Raw genomic sequence first — 18,407 nt, forward strand, 5'->3', positions numbered from 1 at the left:
CTAAATAGCTACATAACACGTTTGAACAATTTTTCCAGATCATATGTTGAAAATGAAACCACAATCGGCCGCCCATGTGGACAAGTGTAGGGCTGACGACATGAACCCAGACGCTGAATTAGCACTTCTGCTTCCTGATCCGTCAGCTTTTGGTTCGCTTTGATGGACGCCTTGCAGGAGCACATGATCGATGCAGCTTCTCGCATCTTGGCGACATCTATGCTGCGTTCACTCAACACCCACTCGGACATTTCTTCGATAATGTCTTTCTCGTCCCCTTTGGGGAACCAGAACGGATGGGAACGCACGCGGAACGTCTGTCCACCGAAATGTTCCAAATATACACCCGCCTGTTCGAACCAGGCCAGTCTTGTTTTCAGCTTTTCCGTCTCCGAAGGTGTAAATTCCAGCGTAATCGGCAGCAGTAACTCTTGTGAGGCCTGGGCTGGGTTACCAAATTTCTCGTAATAGTACTCATAATTCACGCGTTCATGAGCGGCATGCTGATCAATCAAATATAAACCTTGGTCATTTTGGGCAATCAAATACGTACCATGATGCTGTCCGATCAGACTCAGCTCCGGAAATTCAGGCATGGAGGCATCTGATTTAATGGCAGCAGCAAGTTTAGTGGCATCAGGAGGACCTGAAGTTTTCCACGTCCGTTCACTTCGCGTAACTGAAGACGGATTATACGATGAACGTGCTTCCCTAACCGGTGAATTTACGGATTCGGAGCGATACGTAGCTGGTTTGCCTTCAGCCAACGGTTTTTCTGTTGCTCCACGATCCCCACCATCTTGAGAAGAGAGGTCAGATTTGGGAACAGTTTCGGTAGAACTTGTATTTGAACTTGTACTTACATCCTTAGTGCCTTCTTGCACGTTAGCGGATGTCTGCCCCTCGCCATGACTAGCAATCTTCTGCAAAATATCCCCGTTCCAACTTTCTAACTGCTCCGGGGGCTGTGTAACCTCAGGTGGAGCTTCGGGCAACGGCACTGAGGGAACCTGTTCAGATACCAACCGTGCTGTAGACACATCCGCCGGAGCATCCAAATCCAGATCATCATCTTCTGCAGTTAACTTCAGAGGTGCAGCAGTAGGTTTCCCAAGTGGCCCTTGTTGCCCATATCCTTCTGCATCAGATGCATCTTTCAGCGGACCACGTGGAAAGAGGAATTGTTCCTGGATAAAGGAACTATCGTCCCCACGTCGAATCTGCTGTTTTTTGACCTGTGGAATCAGTACCTCCTGCCGGAGTATACCCCGCAACGTCGTCTCTATGAATTCATACAGTTCTGGTTCCTTGCTGAAGCGAACCTCCAACTTGGCCGGATGCACATTCACATCCACAAGAGAGGGGTGCATCTCCAACTGCACCACGACAAGTGGGAAGCGATTGATGGGCAGCAAGGTATGGTAGGCTTTGAGAATCGCCTGATTGAGACCGTAATTGCGAACAAATCTCCCATTAACAATCGTTGACATACCATTACGATTCGCTCGTGTCCATTCTGGCAGGCTGATCAGCCCGCTCACCCGGTAATCCAGACTTTCTCCCTGGATGGGAAGCATCGCTTTGGCAGCACTTGTCCCATAGATCGCTGCAATCACTTGCAGCAGATCGCCGTTGCCCAACGTCTGAAGCAGCACATTCTCATTATGGCGCAGTCGGAACGAAATGTTTGGATGAGACATCGCCATCCGGTAAAGGACATCTGATATATGTCCCAGTTCCGTCTGGATCGTTTTCATATATTTGAGTCTGGCAGGTGTATTGTAAAATAGTTCTCTCACTGCAAAATCTGTACCTTGGGGTGAGGTTGCGTCTTCATGAGTGCGAAGGTTCCCGCCTTCAATTACGATGCGGCGCCCCCGCCCATCATTGTCACTTGCCGACAATACCTCTACTTTGGACACGGCGGCAATACTCGCCAAGGCTTCGCCACGGAATCCAAGACTTGTGATCTGAAACAGATCTCGGCCATGGGCTATTTTGCTGGTCGCATGACGATAAAAGGCGGTTTCCATGTCCTCTGGCTCAATACCTGTACCATTGTCTTTGACACGAATACTGAGGAGTCCGCCCTCTTCCACCGTCACTTCAATTTTGGTGGCGCCTGCATCCACCGAGTTTTCGAGCAACTCTTTGACAACTGAAGCAGGCCGTTCGACCACTTCACCCGCCGCGATCTGGTTGGCAATATGTTCATCAAGCACATGTATCTTCGCCACAGGTTTTCCCCTCCCTTATACTCAGGATAATTGCTGTGCCTTCAATTTGAGATCATTCAATATCTGCATCGCCTGAAGAGGCGTCATATTCATGACATCGATATCTTTCATCGTACGGATGAATTCTCGCGCTGGTTTATCCACCGCAACTACATCCGGTTTCGTTGCCACATTCGGCTCATCATCTCCAAAGATGGACAGTTGAACCACATCCGAATGGTTTGCGCTGGACTGTCCTTTGCTGTTTGATTTCTTGGCATGTTGCTTCCCAACCGAATCTTCAATAGAAGGTGTGTACTCTGCACTCTCCACAATCTCGTGTTCCCGGATCAATAGTGCTGAATCCGTGTGCTGGAATTCTCCACCTTTTAATTTCAAGCCTTCTTCCTGCTTCTCGTTTCCGATATATTCACTGCCCACAGCTACTTGCGCGGCCGCATGTTCGAACCCATGCAATAGTCCATTCGCCCGCTCAATAATGCTATCAGGCAGACCTGCAAGGCGTGCACAATAGATACCATAACTGCTGCTGGCTGCCCCGGCAATCAATTTGCGCAGGAAATTAACTTTGTCACCACTCTCCTGTACCGCCATCGAGTAGTTGGCCAGCTTATCCAGACTCTCCTCCAGATGAGCAAGCTCATGGAAATGAGTTGATACAAGGGCTTTACAGCCGATAATATCATGAACATATTCAATAACAGACTGAGCAATCGCCATACCTTCGCTGGTCGATGTCCCACGTCCCAATTCATCGATAATAATCAGACTGCGTGGTGTGGCTTTGTCCGTCATGACCTGAATGTCGGCCATCTCCACCATGAATGTGCTTTGTCCACCAATGAGATCATCCGCGGCACCGATCCGTGTGAAAATGCGATCCATGATCGGCACTTCGGCCTGACCCGCAGGTACAAAACAACCCACTTGCGCCAAAATGGAGATTAAAGCGACCTGTCGCATATACGTACTCTTACCAGCCATATTTGGACCGGTAATCAGCAGAATACGTGCCTCTTCCTTGGTCATTGCCGTGTGATTGGCAATAAATGCGCCGTCTCGCATGACCGCCTCGACGACCGGATGGCGTCCTTCTTCCACAACCAGGTCATAACCGTCGGTCAGCGTAGGCCGTACAAAGTTACGCTCAGCGCTAATCACCGCAAAAGATTGATATACATCAATCTCTGCAACCTGTTCTGCCAGCTTCTGCAATCTTGCAATCTCTTTGTTCAGCCGCTCGCGCAGCTCTGCGAACAGCCCATACTCAATATCAACCATTTTGTCCTGAGCTTCGAGAATCAGCGTCTCTTTTTCCTTCAACTCCGGCGTAATGTAACGTTCTGCATTGGCAAGTGTCTGTTTACGTTCATAACGTCCCTCTGGCAACGCGGACAGATTGGACTTGGTGATCTCGATATAATAACCAAACACTTTGTTATATCCAATTTTAAGCGATCGAATGCCTGTCGCCTCACGCTCTCGCGCTTCCAGCTCCGCAATCCACTGCTTCCCGTTAACCGAAGCCTCACGCAATTCATCCAGACGTTCATGATACCCTTCACGAATCAGACCTCCGTCCCTTACCGATACCGGCGGCTCGTCCACAATGGCTTGCCCGATAGCTTCACGCAGATCATTGCAATCATCCATCGTTTCGGAAATATGCTGCAATGTTGCGGAAGAAGATCCTGCGCAATGCTGACGAAGTCCTGGAATTTTCTCCAGCGATGACTTAAGTGCATTCAGGTCACGACCATTGGCATTACCAAACGCAATTCTGCCTACCAAACGCTCCAGATCATAGATGTCTTTGAGTTCTGCCCGCAGGTCTTCACGCAATATAAACTGGTTGTACAGCGTATCCACCGCTTCAAGACGCTCATTAATCTTCCCTTTTTGCAACAATGGCTTATCGACCCAGCGACGCAGCATTCTTGCACCCATGGACGTCTCGGTCCGATCAAGCAACCAGAGTAATGAACCTTTTTTGGAGCGTTCACGCACAGTTTCCACCAATTCCAGGTTTCGGCGGGTAAACGGGTCCAAGATCATGTAATGATCGGGCTCATACGTTGAGATTTGAGTTAACTGCCCCAGAGAACGTTTCTGTGTCTCACTCAGATAGGAGAAAAGACGTGCAATGCACGCTTGACGTTCAGGCTCTAATCTCGCCCATACAGCCTCGCCAAACTGCTGACGGACCAAATCCTCCTTATTTTTTGTCCACGACGTGTAGACCACAGGGCGACCGATTGGAGATGCCTCGGCTTCTACCGTTTCAAGCAGCGCTACATCCCCCACCAGCTCCGATGGTTCGTAGATGCCGATTTCATCCTTGAGCCATTCCTTGGAATAGGGTACGGATGTCACATACAACTCACCCGTTGACAGATCACAGGCCGCGAGCGCCAGCGTATTTTGATTACCTGTAAGGCACACCATGTAGTTGTTCGATTTGTCCCCCAACGTTTTGCCTTCCATCACCGTTCCGGGTGTAACCACACGTACAATTTCGCGTCGTACCATGCCTTTGGTTACACTCGCATCTTCCATCTGTTCACATATTGCAACTTTATATCCTTTTTCAATCAGACGCTGTATGTAATTGTCAGCCGAATGATAAGGTACACCACACATCGGAATTTTATCATCCGTGCCTCCGTTGCGTGCGGTCAGCGTGATCTCAAGTTCACGGGAAGCATTAATCGCATCCTCGAAGAACAGTTCATAGAAGTCACCCAGTCTAAAAAATAGAAAAGCATCTTGTGCTTCGGCCTTCACTTGCAAATATTGTTGAATCATTGGCGTATACTGAGCCATGATGAATATCCTCCATCCCGTTCCTATAATGTCAGGAAGAAACGCATCCTGGAAGGACAATAAGACGGTCAGGCACTGTGTTTGCGCCTCCGCCTTATGTGTTGGCTAATCGCCACTTCCTTCAAGGGTTGCTGCTCCATATCTTCCGTAGTAGCTTATTACTCATAAAAGACTTGTTTCTTATTATATCAAAAAAACGTCCGTACTTCATGAACCTGCCCGAATATTCCAGAGTTTGCGAATATCGCGGCTCTCATCCCAAGTTCTTCCCAGTTTTAATTGAAGGATTAACGGAGATGCATACCGTTCATAACGTGCATATCCATCCAACCTCTTCAGATCATCTACCAGAGTTGGAATGTGTTCCTTAATCACTTCGCGCTTTCCTTCATAAAAAGCGGCATGGACCTCAGCTTTCGCTAACGGACGCTGCCGTAATTGAGTATACCCGCTCGCGATCAGACCTGCCAAGGCCACAACACCTTTCGCAACAAGGGGCGATACAAGAAAGCTGGGTAACGTACGATACTCAAACCCACCATAGGATTTCAGGCGAAAATCACCAAGTGCTCCATAACGGGGTCGTCTTCCCGATCCTCGTGGGTCTTGCAGAAATGCCAGTGGCAATGCCAGATAATTGTCCAGTGCACGAAGCAGTTCCCCGGTAAGATTCATCCCGCTAAAATGAATATGACCGCCTAGAGGTAACCCACGCTGTGGCATCCCGCCTGCCTGCCAGATGAGTGAGTGATCACTAATGCTGCGGGAAGCGGCTGCGAATGCCCTCATCAGATGAGCCAGCAGTTCTCGTGGTTCGGAGCTGGGAGCCGGTCGCAGTTCGGCAACCGGATATATGCGCCGTCCACCAATCGTGACGGAATCACAGCCTGCCATTCCTGTACGTTCAAGAAATCTGGAGGCGGGTACGATTTTGGATTCCGGCATCTGCACCAGAAGAAACTCCGGGTCCATGCCGAGTATTGGAATAGGTCTGTGACTTACTTCCTCATCCAGCAGTTCCTGATGCTGCTTCCAGCTTTCCCTATAGGTAGTAGCAAGGTTGGTCACCCCTTTCCAGGGACATGGATCAATCGAAATCACTGCACAACCGCCGTTCCCTGAGGATTCCATTCGAACAGCTCCATGATCCAGTCCTAGCGTATACAGCGTTTTGATCGCAAGTCGTTCTATGCGCTTGAATAAGGTTGAACTCGCTTCACGCTCCAACAGAGTTTCCTGTGCCCTTCCCATGCCACTAGTATCCTTACGTTTGATCCGAATCGCCTGCAGACAGCTTATCTCTACGTCATAGCGTACACGCAAGCCTGGTTCACGTTTGCGCCGATCGTGCATTGACAATACTTCAATGCCTGCCTGTTTCAACCGTTCTGCACGTTCTCCAGAAGTCATCCTTTCATATCGGCGCAGCGCTTCCTCCGCTTGTTCCATCACATTCATTACGTGCCCCCTCCCGGATCATGCAACTAAAATAAAAATAACCCCGCAATGCGGAGCCTTCCCGTGAAAGGTATTCCAGGCACATTGCGAGGCTCGTTACCACCCATTTTTTAATATTTAAGAAGAAAGAGGGCTTACGCCCTCTTCACCGCGCCTTATGGCGCATATGATACCTTAGGTTATCAAATACAGGCGTCAAACTCACAGCTCATCGTCGAGCAGATCGGGATCGAGATCGTCATAATCTCCATCGGCACTGCCAAAGTCATAGTCCTTGTCTTCGTAGTCACCGCAACCATCTGTGCAGACCTTCACACAAACTTTGGTTTCGGCAACAAGTTCCACAGCGAATTCCCGTTCTACCCGGATAATTACACTGCTTCCACCTGCTGATACTGTGGCTTCCACACAGCTAGGTTCCTGCGTTGCATCCGCAGATACCTCCACTGTGGAAGTCCGGTGTTTCGGGTCCAGATAGGACAAAGGCACATGTTCTACATACGAGACCGTTTCTTTGGCTACATCCGTCTGAGAATTCTTGTCGTAGGAATACCAAATGTTGATATCGTAAGTACCAATAACTTCAATTCCGTCACCCGCTGATACGGCTTCATATTGGTGGTTGATAATCCAAGCCCCCAAAATACTTGTCGGACCATTTGGTGGAGTCACGGTATGTGTTACGGTAGAGAACTTACGACCTTTGCCGCAGATCGCCTTCGTGATAATCTCTCTACATTGATGTTTATGACTCAATGACATCTTTAAACCTCCTCCATACAATCATTCACTACAAGTGTATGCAGGGCATTCGTCTAGGGTGACAACTATTTTCTATTATTCGTTTGTAGATTGGGACCGGTCCGAGATTGGGGACGGCGCTTTGTCCTTCTTCGCGACTTTCAGATACAGCGCGAGTTCACGGCACAGCTGGAGAATTGCAGAACGAATCTCGAATTCTTCCCTTGTATCCGGCAGCTCCATACGTTTGAATTCTTCTTGCACATCCGCAAGAAGTTTTTCAGTTCGTCCGGTGTAGGATTCAGTAAGTACATCCTGACTAAGCTGATCGAACAGTTCCGATACCATTTCCGCATGTGGCATCTTCTGATAGATCTGGGACACCAGATGCATCATGTGCTGGATGGAGTCCAGCTGCGTTTTGCGCATATAGAAGTAGACACTCCATTCCTCATTCGGATGAATCACCTGATTCTCCAGAGACCGCTTGGCAGCATCAATACCGCCAAGGATCGCTTTATCTGCTTCAATCAGCTCTCTCCCTGCCCATGCTTCATTGGGATTACGCAACGTGGCCGCAAATTCCTTGAAAATCTTCGAGAAGAGTTCATCGATTCGTTTGCGAATGCGTAGCATCTGTGGATCTGCTGCCGGCATATAGGCCAGGTTAACCGCCATTGCGGAACCAAGACCAATTAACAACAAAGCAATCTGTACGAGGACGACATGCACGTCCATCTCCCCGCCGCCGAACACCCGAAACACCACAACAGAACCTGTAACAATACCTTCTTTGAAGCCTACCCGGACAATAGCCGGGAATGCGATCAATATGTATACCGCCAGCACCCAATAATGGAAGCCTAGAAAGTGAAAAAGTACACTTGCAAATAAAAGTCCAACTACGGAAGCAAAGAACCGCGCCGATATGGTGCGAATACTTCGTTTTCTCGTTACATCCACGCCAAGAATGGCAAGCAATCCCGCTGATGTTGGTCCCGGCAAGCGACACCAGTCTGCAATCAATACAGCCATTAATGCGGCGATTGCAGTTTTAATTACCCTAAAACCCATTTAACATTCCATCTCCTCTAAGCTGCAAAAAAATTCTTAGCCAGCTCGTCGCCTCATTCATTTATCATGACTAGTATGTCTCATCCAAAAGTAAACTAGACGACATCAACCGACATGCGCATGCATGCCGGTCACAGCAACACGCCCCGAATGAGGGACGCTGGCAAGTTAGATCGTTGCGACAGAACCTCAAGGCCCTCTTCTCCAATCATCGCATTCATTCCGGATCTGCGCGGAATAATCATACTAAATATGGTACTTGATTTTACGGTATCGGGCAACGTGACACCCCTTGTGAAATTGTATACATATCATACCCGGTCACATTACGAGTAAAACACTTCCGAATCACCTGCGGCCAGCCAGCATTTTGCGTTCTGCATAGACAACAAGTTGGTACATGGCTGTTGCAACTGCAGCAATAATTAACAGACTTGATAATACAAGTGTGAAGTTGAATACCTGGAATCCGTAGATAATGAGATAACCGAGCCCTTGTTTGGCGACAAGAAACTCACCCACAATTACACCCACCCAAGCCATGCCAACGTTCACTTTCAAAGTGGATACAATCGCCGGAAAAGAAGCAGGTAATACAACTTTTGTAAAAATCTCGGAACGGTCTCCACCAAACGTACGAATGACTTTAATATAATTGGGATCGACTTCATTGAAGCTGTTATACACGACCAGTGTAGTGATAATGACCGTGATGGACAATGTGGTCATAACAATCGCTGTAAAACCCGCGCCGAACATCACAATAAAGATCGGGCCAAGTGCTACCTTTGGCATACTGTTGAATACAACCATATAGGGGTCCAGCACTTTGGACAAAAAAGGAGACCACCAAATTAAAACCGCAAGTAAGGTTCCCACCAGTGTTCCCAGTAAAAAACCAACTGCCGTTTCCCCTACGGTTACCCCAACATGTGCCCACAACTCGCCACTAGCGATGTCCTTGCCAATCTGGGCAAAAACCTTACTCGGATAACTGAATAACAGTACATCAATCCAACGGAGTCTGCCTGCCACTTCCCATAGCAAAAACATACATACTAACATAGATAACTGTACGGCAAGCACTTGATGTCGCCATCTGGCCACCTGCTGAATATGATTCCGATGCAGCTGCCCCATCCATTCGTCACGCTTTTCCTGCTTCGGATTCATTGGATTCACGCGTCTTCCTCACCTCCCCCGGACTGATCCAGTTCACTCCACAATGCCTGAAACAACGCATTAAATCCTTCTTGCTCCCTGGCATGAAACGGCTGAGATTTACGAATTCCATCGGGAATGATAAATTCACGACGGATGCGGCCCGGATTGCGATCCAGTACAATGACGCGGTCACTGACCGCAATGGCTTCAGACAAATCATGGGTGACGAGAACAGATGTTTTGCCAAACTGTTTTAACGTGTCCGAGACCAGATCCTCCAATTGCAGCTTGGTTTGATAATCAAGTGCTGAGAATGGTTCATCCAACAATAAAATCCCCGGATCGGTTGCCAGCGTGCGCACCAGGGCTACTCGCTGTCTCATGCCTCCTGAAAGCTCTGAAGGGTACTGATTCTCCGTTCCGGCCAATCCCATACTTACCAGCAGTTCCCGTACACGCTCTCGGCTCCGTTCATCCAGTCTGCCTGTCAGTTCAAGACCGATTAATGCATTATCCAGAATGGTCCGCCACGGAAACAGATAGTCCTGTTGAAGCATATAACCAATCTGTGCTGAGGGGCCGCCAACGAGTTTACCTTTAACCTTAACCTCTCCTCGGGTGGGTGTGAGCAGCCCGGCGATGATCGACAACAATGTCGTTTTACCGCATCCACTCGGTCCAACCAGACTGACGAACTCTCCTTTTTGGATCTCCAGACTCAAGTCCTCAATCACCAAGGAAGCTTCCCGCTCGCTGACGTATACTTGAGAGATCCCCTCCAGTCGGATCACACTTTCGGATTCAGGCATTCTGCTCACTTCCTTTCCTGAATACCCCATTACTTTGATTTCGTAGCTTCTTCCGCATGGGCATTATCCACAATGGCATTCAAATCCACACGTTCTTTCAACTCTCCGGCGGCACTCATGACATCAAGCAGATTGTTCCACTCTTCCTCATCAATGATTGGATCCGTTGCATAGCTGCCCTGTTCCTTATAACGGTTCACACTGCTTACCAAGATGGCTGGATCGATGTCTTTGAAAAAAGGAGAAATAACTTCGGCAATCTCTTCAGCCGTATGGGAATCCACCCATGCCTGCGCTTTGTGTAGACCATTCGTAAACTTCTGTACGATATCCTTATTGTCGTTAAGATAACTCTGTTTCGTCATGAAGACGGTGTAAGGCAGAAGACCACCTTCTGTGCCAAACGATGCAACAACCTTACCCCGACCTTCTTGTTCAAAGATGGATGCCTGGGGTTCAAACAGTTGAACATAATCTCCCGTGCCTGAGGCGAAAGCAGACGCAATGTTGGCAAAGTCCACATTTTGAATCAGCTCCAGATCACTTTGAGGATCAATGCCATGTTTGTTCAGTGCGAACTCCCCTGCCATTTGCGGCATGCCGCCTTTGCGTTGACCGAGAAATGTGGAATCCCTCAGTTGCTCCCAATCGAAGCTACCTTCTGTGTTACGAGCGAACAGAAATGTACCATCCGTCTGGGTGAGCTGGGCAAAGTTAATGACCGGATCTTCCGCTCCCTGCTGATAGACATATATGGACGTCTCCGCTCCTACCAGTGCGATATCCACCGAACCTGCGAGTAATGCCGCCATCGTTTTGTCACCACCAGCAGTCGTTTGAATGTCCACCTCAAGTCCCTGCTCTTCAAAAAAACCTTGAGCCACAGCCACATACTCCGGTGCGTAAAATACCGAACGAGTCACTTCGCCAATCGTAATCTTGGCTTCATTCTCTTCCTTATTACAGCTGGTGAGCGCCACAATGATAATCAGCAGAATAACGATGCCCCGGACGAACCATGGCGTGTATTTCATGTTGTTTCCCTCCTTCACTGGTTTCAGCAGTTTCTCTCTATTATGGATATGCCGATGCCCAACAAAAGGTTAAGAACTTAAATGCAAAAAAGAGCCGGGCAATGATGCCCGACTCTTCAGCTCTTCGAAATGTTATTTAATATCTTATATATGGGATATCTACAGCTTGTAAATCTCGGCATATTTGGCTTCCAGATAATCAGCCAGATAATCCGGGTTCAATTCTTCACCCGTTATGGCAACAATTAATTCGGAAGGTGTGCGACTTCTACCATACTGGTAGATCTTGTCTGTAAGCCATTCCTTAATTGGAATCAGATTACCTTCGGCAATGAGGGTATCAAATTCCGGCATTTCCTTGCGCAATGTATGTAGAATTTGAGCTGCATACATATTACCCAGAGAATACGAAGCAAAGTAACCAAAGTCACCACCGGACCAGTGAACATCCTGAAGAACGCCGTCTCCATCATTCGTTGGCATGATACCGAGATATTCCTTGTATTTTGCATTCCAGGTCTCCGGCAGATCTTTCACTTCCAGACCATCATTGAATAACATTTTCTCAATCTCATACCGGATAATAATGTGCAGGTTATAGGTCAGTTCATCCGCTTCAATCCGAATGAGTGAACTCTCCACCCGGTTGATTGCACGATAGAAATCTTCCAGTTCAACCTCGCTCAGTTGCGGGAAATGCTGCTGCAAATCTTTGTAATAACGTGTCCAGAATGGCAGACTGCGCCCAATCATGTTTTCCCAAAGACGGGACTGGGACTCATGAATCCCCATGGACGTTCCTTCGGCAAGAAGGGTACCCGCCAGACTGTCATCAATATTTTGCTCGTACAGGGCATGTCCGCCCTCATGCAGTGAACTGAAGACCGCGCTTGCTACATCATCTTGCAGATAATGTGTTGTGATCCGCACATCACCCGGGTTAAGACCCGTTGCAAAAGGATGAACACTCTCGTCCAATCGTCCAGCTTCAAAGTCATAGCCCATTTGTTCCAGGATGAACAGACTGAATTTTTCCTGCTGTTTGGTGTCAAACAACTGATTCAGGAACTCTGTATTTGGCTTGTTTTCTGAAGCATTAATCTTCTCTTGCAAAGGCACCAAACGTGCTTTGAGGCGGGCGAACACAGCGTCCACTTTCTCAACCGTCAGATCCGGTTCATACATATCAAGCAGCGTATCATAACGTGTATCCTTCACACCCCAATAATCAATAAACTCCTGTTTGAGCTTAACGATATCTGTGAGAAAAGGTGAGAATCCTGCAAAATCACTATTATGCTTGGCATCTTCCCATGCCGTTTCCGACTTGGCTGTTAGCACGGTATAAGCTTGTACTTTCTCAGGTGGTACGGATTGACTGCGATCATATTCTTTCTTGCAATCTTCAACCAGACGACGATCTATATCTTCGAGCTGTTCCAATACTACTGGAGTCGTTAATGCATCCAGGTAAGTCTTCATGTCAGCCGAGGTTTGCAGCTTGAATGCTTCGGTGGACAACATACCCAGCGTCTCCGAACGAGTCGGAACGCCTTTTTTCGGCGCACCTGTGCGCAGATCCCAGTGAAGCAAACCAATGGCTTCATGATAGCTCTTAATTTTACGAGCCAGATTACGGAAGGATTCCAAATGTTCCTGTGTTTGTTTATCCATTGTTATCGTTCACCTCTTCAAAAAAAATGTTATACCCTATTGATGATACTTTTTGCATTGCGTATAATCAACTTTTAACAGATGAAAATTGCATTGTTCTCCTAAAGATACGTGTTCAAAAAGTCTGGTTTTCATTACCGCGAAGATAGAAATGGCGTTCAACTTCGATGCTGATGATGCCCTCAGGCATGATTTGTAATCAAAAGTGGACTTTTTGAACAACCTCTAAAGGGTTGGAGTAATTCCATCTGCTGACCGTGAAATACTATTAAAGCAAAGGCGTGTAGGACAAGCTGCATCATATGCAAGTGGCCGTGCTCGTCGTATTGGATAACAGGAGGCAATGGACATGAACAACATTCAAGAGATTTTGACTTACAACAAATCATTTGTCGAGACCAAAGAATACGAAAAGTATACGGCTGGCAAGTTTCCAACCAAAAAGATGGTTATCATCACTTGTATGGATACACGTCTGGTGGAATTGCTGCCCAAGGCTATGAACTTGAAAAACGGCGATGTGAAAATCATTAAAAACGCAGGTGCAATTATCTCTCAGCCTTTCGGGAGTGTAATGCGTAGTGTACTTGTCGCCATCTATGAACTGGGTGCAGATGAAGTCCTGGTAGTGGGGCATACGGAATGTGGTATGGCTTCCCTTCACGCTGAGACCATGATTGGACATATGGTTGAGCGTGGCGTATCGGAAGAAGTCATGACTACTCTGGAGAACTCTGGCATCCGTTTGCAAAAATGGTTGCGCGGGTTTGACAGCGTCGAAGAAGGGGTAAAACATACTGTGGAAGTGATCAAGAAACATCCTTTACTTCCTCCCAATGTACCCGTCCACGGCATGGTTATCGATTCTGCTACAGGTGAACTTGATCTTGTCGCTGAGGGGTATGGACAACAGGCATCTCTCTAAATGGTTTGGAGTGCGGACCTTATGGTTCGCACTTTTTTTGTCTAAATTAAGGCAGTTGTTCTGTCAGGTTGTCAAACCATACAGTTTCAGTGTACACTTTTTATGAAAGCGGTCAAAGAAAGTAAAAACGATTGTTCTCTCTGACCTAGCCCTAATATTAAGGAGACATGTGCATGAACATACTTTCCTACGGATTACTCGGGCTGCTTACCCGCGAGGAGTCATCGGGCTATGATCTGATGCTGAAAATCCAGCCACATTGGCAGGCGAAACACAGCCAGATCTATCCACTCCTGTCCAAGATGGAAAACGATGAGTTATTGGCCTCCCGCTGGGTACAACAGTCTGACAAACCGGACAAGAAAATGTACGCAGTTACGGAAAAAGGCATTGAAAAGCTCTTGGAATGGATGATTACTCCTGTTACCGCACCGGTTACACGCGATGAATTTAATTTGCGTATTTTGTGTGTTGGCATAGCGGAAGACGGAAGCATGAGACGCATTCTTAACGAGCGTAAAAGCTGGTTTATGGAACGCATACGTTATTTCGAGGATCTGAAGTCACGTATACCTCAGGATAATCTTCGTGTAGGCAACCGAGATTTTGGAAGCTACATCCTGGTACAAAAAGGGTTAATGCACGCACAAACAGGCCTGGAATGGTGTCATTGGGTTACCCAATTGCTTGATGGCCAAGCTGCAATTCAAGACCCAAGTCCAAGCGTTTCAGAAATTTAATAAAATTTGAAACGTTCCTGCAAGTTGACCGTATTACATGAGTAAGGCCCATTTTTGGGCGATTCAAACAAATTAATCGGGGGGTTACGATCTTTACAATGAAGAAAAAATTCGGAGTTAAACATCTAATGATGGTATTTATGGCCTTTACATTATTGTTCGCAACAGTGGGAGTAACGAATCCGGATTCTGCAGATGCAAGACGTGGTGGCGGATTCAAGTCCGGTACAAAAAGTTATAGCAATACACCTAAGAAATCCGACAGCAATGTAAGCAAATCGAATACGAATAACAATTCCAGCAATGGAGCAGCTACAACGAACCGTGGCGGATTCTTCGGCGGTGGCGGCGGATTCATGAAAGGCATGATGCTTGGTGGTCTTGCTGGTATGATGTTTGGCGGATTGTTCGGTGGCATGGGCGCTCTGGGTAACATCCTTGGATTGCTCGTGAACGTTGCAGCAATTATGTTGATTGTTATGCTGGCTATGGCACTCTTCAGAGCCATCTCCAATCGTCGCAAACCTGCAGCGGATGGTCGTTATGACCGTCGCAATGATCGTGATGATGACCGTAACAGAAACGGACGGTACTAATCTCTATGGTTCTGAGCATGGATGAAATTGTGAATGCAATCTGTATTCATATGGCAGAACGTAAGGGTGTACGTCCAACCGATGTGAATGTAGAACTGAGCTGGGAAGAAGATACAGGTTATTCCGCTGAAGTTTGGATCCAAGGACGCAGTCAATATCTGGTCGAGTCCAATATGATTGAAGCGATTCTTCGTTACCTGCACAGTGAATACAACATCCGGGCGTACCGTGAAAATGTGCGACTTGATCTGGATGAAGAAATCACAGCGATCGTTAATCAATAAGATAGGTCAATCACTGGCCTGATATACGAAAGACCGCCTCCCCTCTGTCGCCTGACAGAGATGGAAGGCGGTCTTTTTGTTTCTGTATTTGTAGCTCTATTTGTGCGTCTATTGTAGTCTCTATACGTCTCTGTGTTACGTTCTAATTCTTGGAAACTACGATTGAAGTTTAACCAGGCTGTAGTTCTTCTTACCTTTACGGATAATAATGAATTTACCGCCAATGCCATGCTCTGCCGACACTGTGAATTCAAGCTCCGTGATTTTCTCACCGTTCATGGAGATAGCGCCTTTAGTGACATCCTCACGCGCCTGGCGTTTGGATGGCTCCAACCCCAGATCTACGAGCCAGTCGACGATATTTTTCGCTTCCCCGTCCGTTTCGAATGTTGGCATTTCCTTGAAACCCTGCTCGATTTCATCTGCTGTCAGGGAACGGATATCACCACTGAACAGCGCCGCTGTAATACGTTTAGCCTGTTCGAGCATTTCTTCGCCGTGAACGAATTTTGTCATTTCTTCCGCGAGTGCTTTCTGTGCTTCACGTCTGTGCGGCTCTGTCTCTACCTTTTCAGCCAAAGCTTCGATTTGTTCTTTGCTGAGGAAAGTAAAGTATTTCAAGTATTTAATGACATCACGGTCATCTGTATTCGCCCAGAACTGGTAGAATTCAAATGGTGTCGTTTTGTTCGGATCAAGCCAGATTGCGCCGCCAGCTGTTTTACCGAATTTGGTTCCGTCCGATTTGAGCATGAGCGGAATGGTCAGACCATACGCCTTCGCTTCAGATCCTTCTTTTTTACGAATCAGATCAAGACCACTCGTGATATTCCCCCATTGATCCGAACCGCCAATTTGAAGCTGTACATCTTCGTTTTGGAACAGGTGCAGGTAGTCGAGTGATTGAAGGATCTGGTATGAAAACTCGGTGAACGAGATTCCGCCTTCCAGTCTGCTCGCAACTACATCCTTAGCTAACATTGTGTTAAGGTTAAAGTTTTTGCCGTAGTCACGCAAGAATTCAATCACATTGATTTTGTGTGTCCAATCGTAGTTGTTCACCATGCGAACCTGATTATCACCGTCTGTTACGAACAGCTTCTTCATCTGCGCTGTCAGTGCATCCACATTCTCCTGCACTTGCTCCATCGTTTGCAAAGAACGTTCTGCCTGTCGACCACTTGGATCACCAATCGTTCCTGTAGCTCCACCAATCAAAATAACCGGACGGTGTCCTGCCAGTTGAAAACGTTTCAGCATCATGAATGGAATGAGATGTCCGATATGCATGCTATCCCCCGTAGGGTCAACGCCGCAGTACAGTGAGATTGATTTGGTTTCAGTCAACTCACGCAGTCCCTCTGCATCTGTCTGCTGGTTAATGGCGTCACGCCACTGTAGTTCATCAATAATATTCATGTGTATAACCCCTTTTCTATCCTCAAGATTCAGTCATGATCTACGTTAAATTACGAAATTACACGCTGGAACGGCTTTTTTGGACACAAAAAAATCGCCTCCTTGTCTTCATTAGACACAGGGACGATTATCATAACCGTGGTACCACCCAAATTGCATGGACAACACGTGACCTTAACACGTTATCCATACCACTTTTGGCAATATATCGTTTGCCCATCCGCTTGGCATTACCCAAGTACTCCAGAGTGTAATTCGCAGCCCTTGTATGTATCAGGTTCCATCAACCCCTGACTTTCTGTAACAGGGACAAAGCCGCTACTGCGCTCTATCAACGTGATTCATGTATTCAATTTATAGCAAGTATAGCCGAACGTTTCAGTCATTGCAAGACCAAGTATTAATCTTCGAACAGAACAACGGATGCATAGTTGAAACCAGATTATATAATCATCATGTTCAATTTTCCGTGATAATAACCATAAGCTTTCTCCGCGATCTGATCCTCATTGTTCCAAAACTGCTGATCCAGCGCATCTAACTGCTGCTCTTGTTCCTTTGTCAGGAATTTAGGAATATCCCACAGTTCGGTAAGCCTTTCATCCTCTTTCAAGTGCTCAATGTAGCCGTATGCTGACGTTATAATCTCCACGACTTGAGTCGCACCAATGATATGTAATGCCCGCAACGCGTAACGGTATACCTCTTCCCCCCAGTTGCAGAAAAACTGTATAAAACCGCCATTAAAGACATCCGCCTCTAACAGCCATAAAGCAGCAATGTCCTGCTCATTCGAAGTCAACGATGCCCAGCCCTGTTCAGATTCATTCTTTTTTTCGACAAATAACACAGCATAGTCATACCATACGTCATTAATATCTTGCTCGCTCATGTAACACACCTCACTTTTCTTTATGCCATGCCCTCTAAGTCCTGACGTTTGCCCGTCTGATGCCAATGTAAATAAGGATTACCGATCTGCTGGAAGGCTTCCAGGACACCCCTGTTCAGGTCCTTCATCACTTCATTTGTATAGTTCAAATGCGTCTCTTTATTATCCACGCCATGTCTTTCCAACAACCCTACATGCGTCGCGGTGAAAATAATATCTTCCAGCAACCAATAGATGACTTCATCCGGCTGTTTCACCTGTTTCTCCAATGAGACGTGACCACGTTCGTATATTCGTACGATATACGTATCTTCTCCAGTCTCTACATAAGGCACCCCATCCCATTTAAAGGTCTCAAACAAGCGGTTAACATAGTTCTGCATCTGTTCCCTGGGAAAAGATGTACGCTCTAAAAGCTGTAAAAGGATGTCTGCCAATTGTTGTTTGCTTAACATGTTGGACATGAATGCACCTGCCTCTATAAAGTAACGTCGATGACAGAATAAAAAAATGAAAAAGCTGCCCAAGGCAGCCTCT

Annotated in this window: 17 protein-coding genes and 1 other annotated feature; of the genes, 4 read left to right on the plus strand and 13 right to left on the minus strand. The window is 47.0% G+C overall.

What is annotated here, in order from left to right:
• Window positions 1–8: 8 nt before the first annotated feature.
• The 10 genes from mutL to MHI55_RS18660 all read right to left on the minus strand — a co-directional run bounded on the left by mutL (window position 9) and on the right by MHI55_RS18660 (window position 13,014).
• Window positions 9–2,237 carry a DNA mismatch repair endonuclease MutL gene (gene mutL, locus MHI55_RS18615; protein ID WP_340386575.1) on the minus strand — a complete coding sequence of 743 codons (2,229 nt, stop codon included), beginning with the start codon at window positions 2,235–2,237 and terminating at the stop codon, window positions 9–11.
• Between the two features lie 21 nt (window positions 2,238–2,258).
• Entirely contained in the window at window positions 2,259–5,060 is a 2,802-nt protein-coding gene (gene mutS, locus MHI55_RS18620) for a DNA mismatch repair protein MutS (protein WP_340386576.1), read from the minus strand.
• Between the two features lie 207 nt (window positions 5,061–5,267).
• A complete protein-coding gene (locus tag MHI55_RS18625; RefSeq protein ID WP_340386577.1) occupies window positions 5,268–6,518 on the minus strand; it encodes a hypothetical protein in 1,251 nt (416 codons plus the stop codon).
• A gap of 201 nt (window positions 6,519–6,719) precedes the next feature.
• Window positions 6,720–7,280, minus strand: coding sequence for an outer spore coat protein CotE (locus MHI55_RS18630; protein ID WP_017687912.1), 561 nt, complete (start codon window positions 7,278–7,280; stop codon window positions 6,720–6,722).
• Between the two features lie 75 nt (window positions 7,281–7,355).
• The gene (locus MHI55_RS18635) at window positions 7,356–8,333 is read right to left on the minus strand and encodes an aromatic acid exporter family protein (protein ID WP_036613548.1); all 978 of its coding nucleotides are present in this window, start codon (window positions 8,331–8,333) and stop codon (window positions 7,356–7,358) included.
• A 131-nt stretch (window positions 8,334–8,464) separates the two neighbouring features.
• Window positions 8,465–8,614 (minus strand): hypothetical protein, encoded by a 150-nt coding sequence (locus tag MHI55_RS18640; RefSeq protein WP_167544411.1) that lies wholly within the window; start codon window positions 8,612–8,614, stop codon window positions 8,465–8,467.
• A gap of 67 nt (window positions 8,615–8,681) precedes the next feature.
• Window positions 8,682–9,506 (minus strand): ABC transporter permease, encoded by an 825-nt coding sequence (locus tag MHI55_RS18645; RefSeq protein ID WP_074096946.1) that lies wholly within the window; start codon window positions 9,504–9,506, stop codon window positions 8,682–8,684.
• Window positions 9,507–9,511: 5 nt separating this feature from the next.
• Window positions 9,512–10,306 (minus strand): ABC transporter ATP-binding protein, encoded by a 795-nt coding sequence (locus tag MHI55_RS18650; protein WP_076317596.1) that lies wholly within the window; start codon window positions 10,304–10,306, stop codon window positions 9,512–9,514.
• A 29-nt stretch (window positions 10,307–10,335) separates the two neighbouring features.
• Complete coding sequence (locus MHI55_RS18655; protein WP_127547621.1) at window positions 10,336–11,340, minus strand: ABC transporter substrate-binding protein; 1,005 nt, start codon at window positions 11,338–11,340, stop codon at window positions 10,336–10,338.
• Window positions 11,341–11,499: 159 nt separating this feature from the next.
• Window positions 11,500–13,014, minus strand: a complete 1,515-nt coding sequence (locus tag MHI55_RS18660) for a carboxypeptidase M32 (protein ID WP_340386578.1) — start codon at window positions 13,012–13,014, stop codon at window positions 11,500–11,502.
• Between the two features lie 349 nt (window positions 13,015–13,363).
• Here MHI55_RS18660 and MHI55_RS18665 point away from each other — a divergent pair, with 349 nt between their 5' ends.
• From MHI55_RS18665 to MHI55_RS18680, 4 genes are all read left to right on the plus strand, one after another.
• Window positions 13,364–13,939, plus strand: coding sequence for a carbonic anhydrase (locus MHI55_RS18665; protein WP_036613541.1), 576 nt, complete (start codon window positions 13,364–13,366; stop codon window positions 13,937–13,939).
• 173 nt (window positions 13,940–14,112) lie between these two features.
• Window positions 14,113–14,679, plus strand: coding sequence for a PadR family transcriptional regulator (locus MHI55_RS18670; protein WP_036613540.1), 567 nt, complete (start codon window positions 14,113–14,115; stop codon window positions 14,677–14,679).
• Window positions 14,680–14,777: 98 nt separating this feature from the next.
• Window positions 14,778–15,275, plus strand: a complete 498-nt coding sequence (locus tag MHI55_RS18675; RefSeq protein WP_036613538.1) for a hypothetical protein — start codon at window positions 14,778–14,780, stop codon at window positions 15,273–15,275.
• A gap of 5 nt (window positions 15,276–15,280) precedes the next feature.
• Window positions 15,281–15,559 carry a YxcD family protein gene (locus tag MHI55_RS18680; RefSeq protein ID WP_017687903.1) on the plus strand — a complete coding sequence of 93 codons (279 nt, stop codon included), beginning with the start codon at window positions 15,281–15,283 and terminating at the stop codon, window positions 15,557–15,559.
• A 156-nt stretch (window positions 15,560–15,715) separates the two neighbouring features.
• On the opposite strand, the gene tyrS is transcribed toward MHI55_RS18680, so the two are convergent.
• The 3 genes from tyrS to MHI55_RS18695 form a co-directional block, all read right to left on the minus strand.
• On the minus strand, window positions 15,716–16,978 hold the full coding sequence (gene tyrS / locus MHI55_RS18685; RefSeq protein ID WP_076250151.1) for a tyrosine--tRNA ligase: 1,263 nt from the start codon (window positions 16,976–16,978) through the stop codon (window positions 15,716–15,718).
• Between the two features lie 116 nt (window positions 16,979–17,094).
• Window positions 17,095–17,322 (minus strand) — a binding site (T-box leader).
• A gap of 98 nt (window positions 17,323–17,420) precedes the next feature.
• The gene (locus tag MHI55_RS18690) at window positions 17,421–17,870 is read right to left on the minus strand and encodes a DUF4375 domain-containing protein (protein ID WP_076250149.1); all 450 of its coding nucleotides are present in this window, start codon (window positions 17,868–17,870) and stop codon (window positions 17,421–17,423) included.
• A gap of 20 nt (window positions 17,871–17,890) precedes the next feature.
• A complete protein-coding gene (locus tag MHI55_RS18695; protein WP_076250147.1) occupies window positions 17,891–18,334 on the minus strand; it encodes an Imm63 family immunity protein in 444 nt (147 codons plus the stop codon).
• Window positions 18,335–18,407 lie beyond the last annotated feature (73 nt).

This window comes from Paenibacillus sp. FSL E2-0151, assembly GCF_037993015.1.
GTDB classification, from domain to species: domain Bacteria; phylum Bacillota; class Bacilli; order Paenibacillales; family Paenibacillaceae; genus Paenibacillus; species Paenibacillus amylolyticus.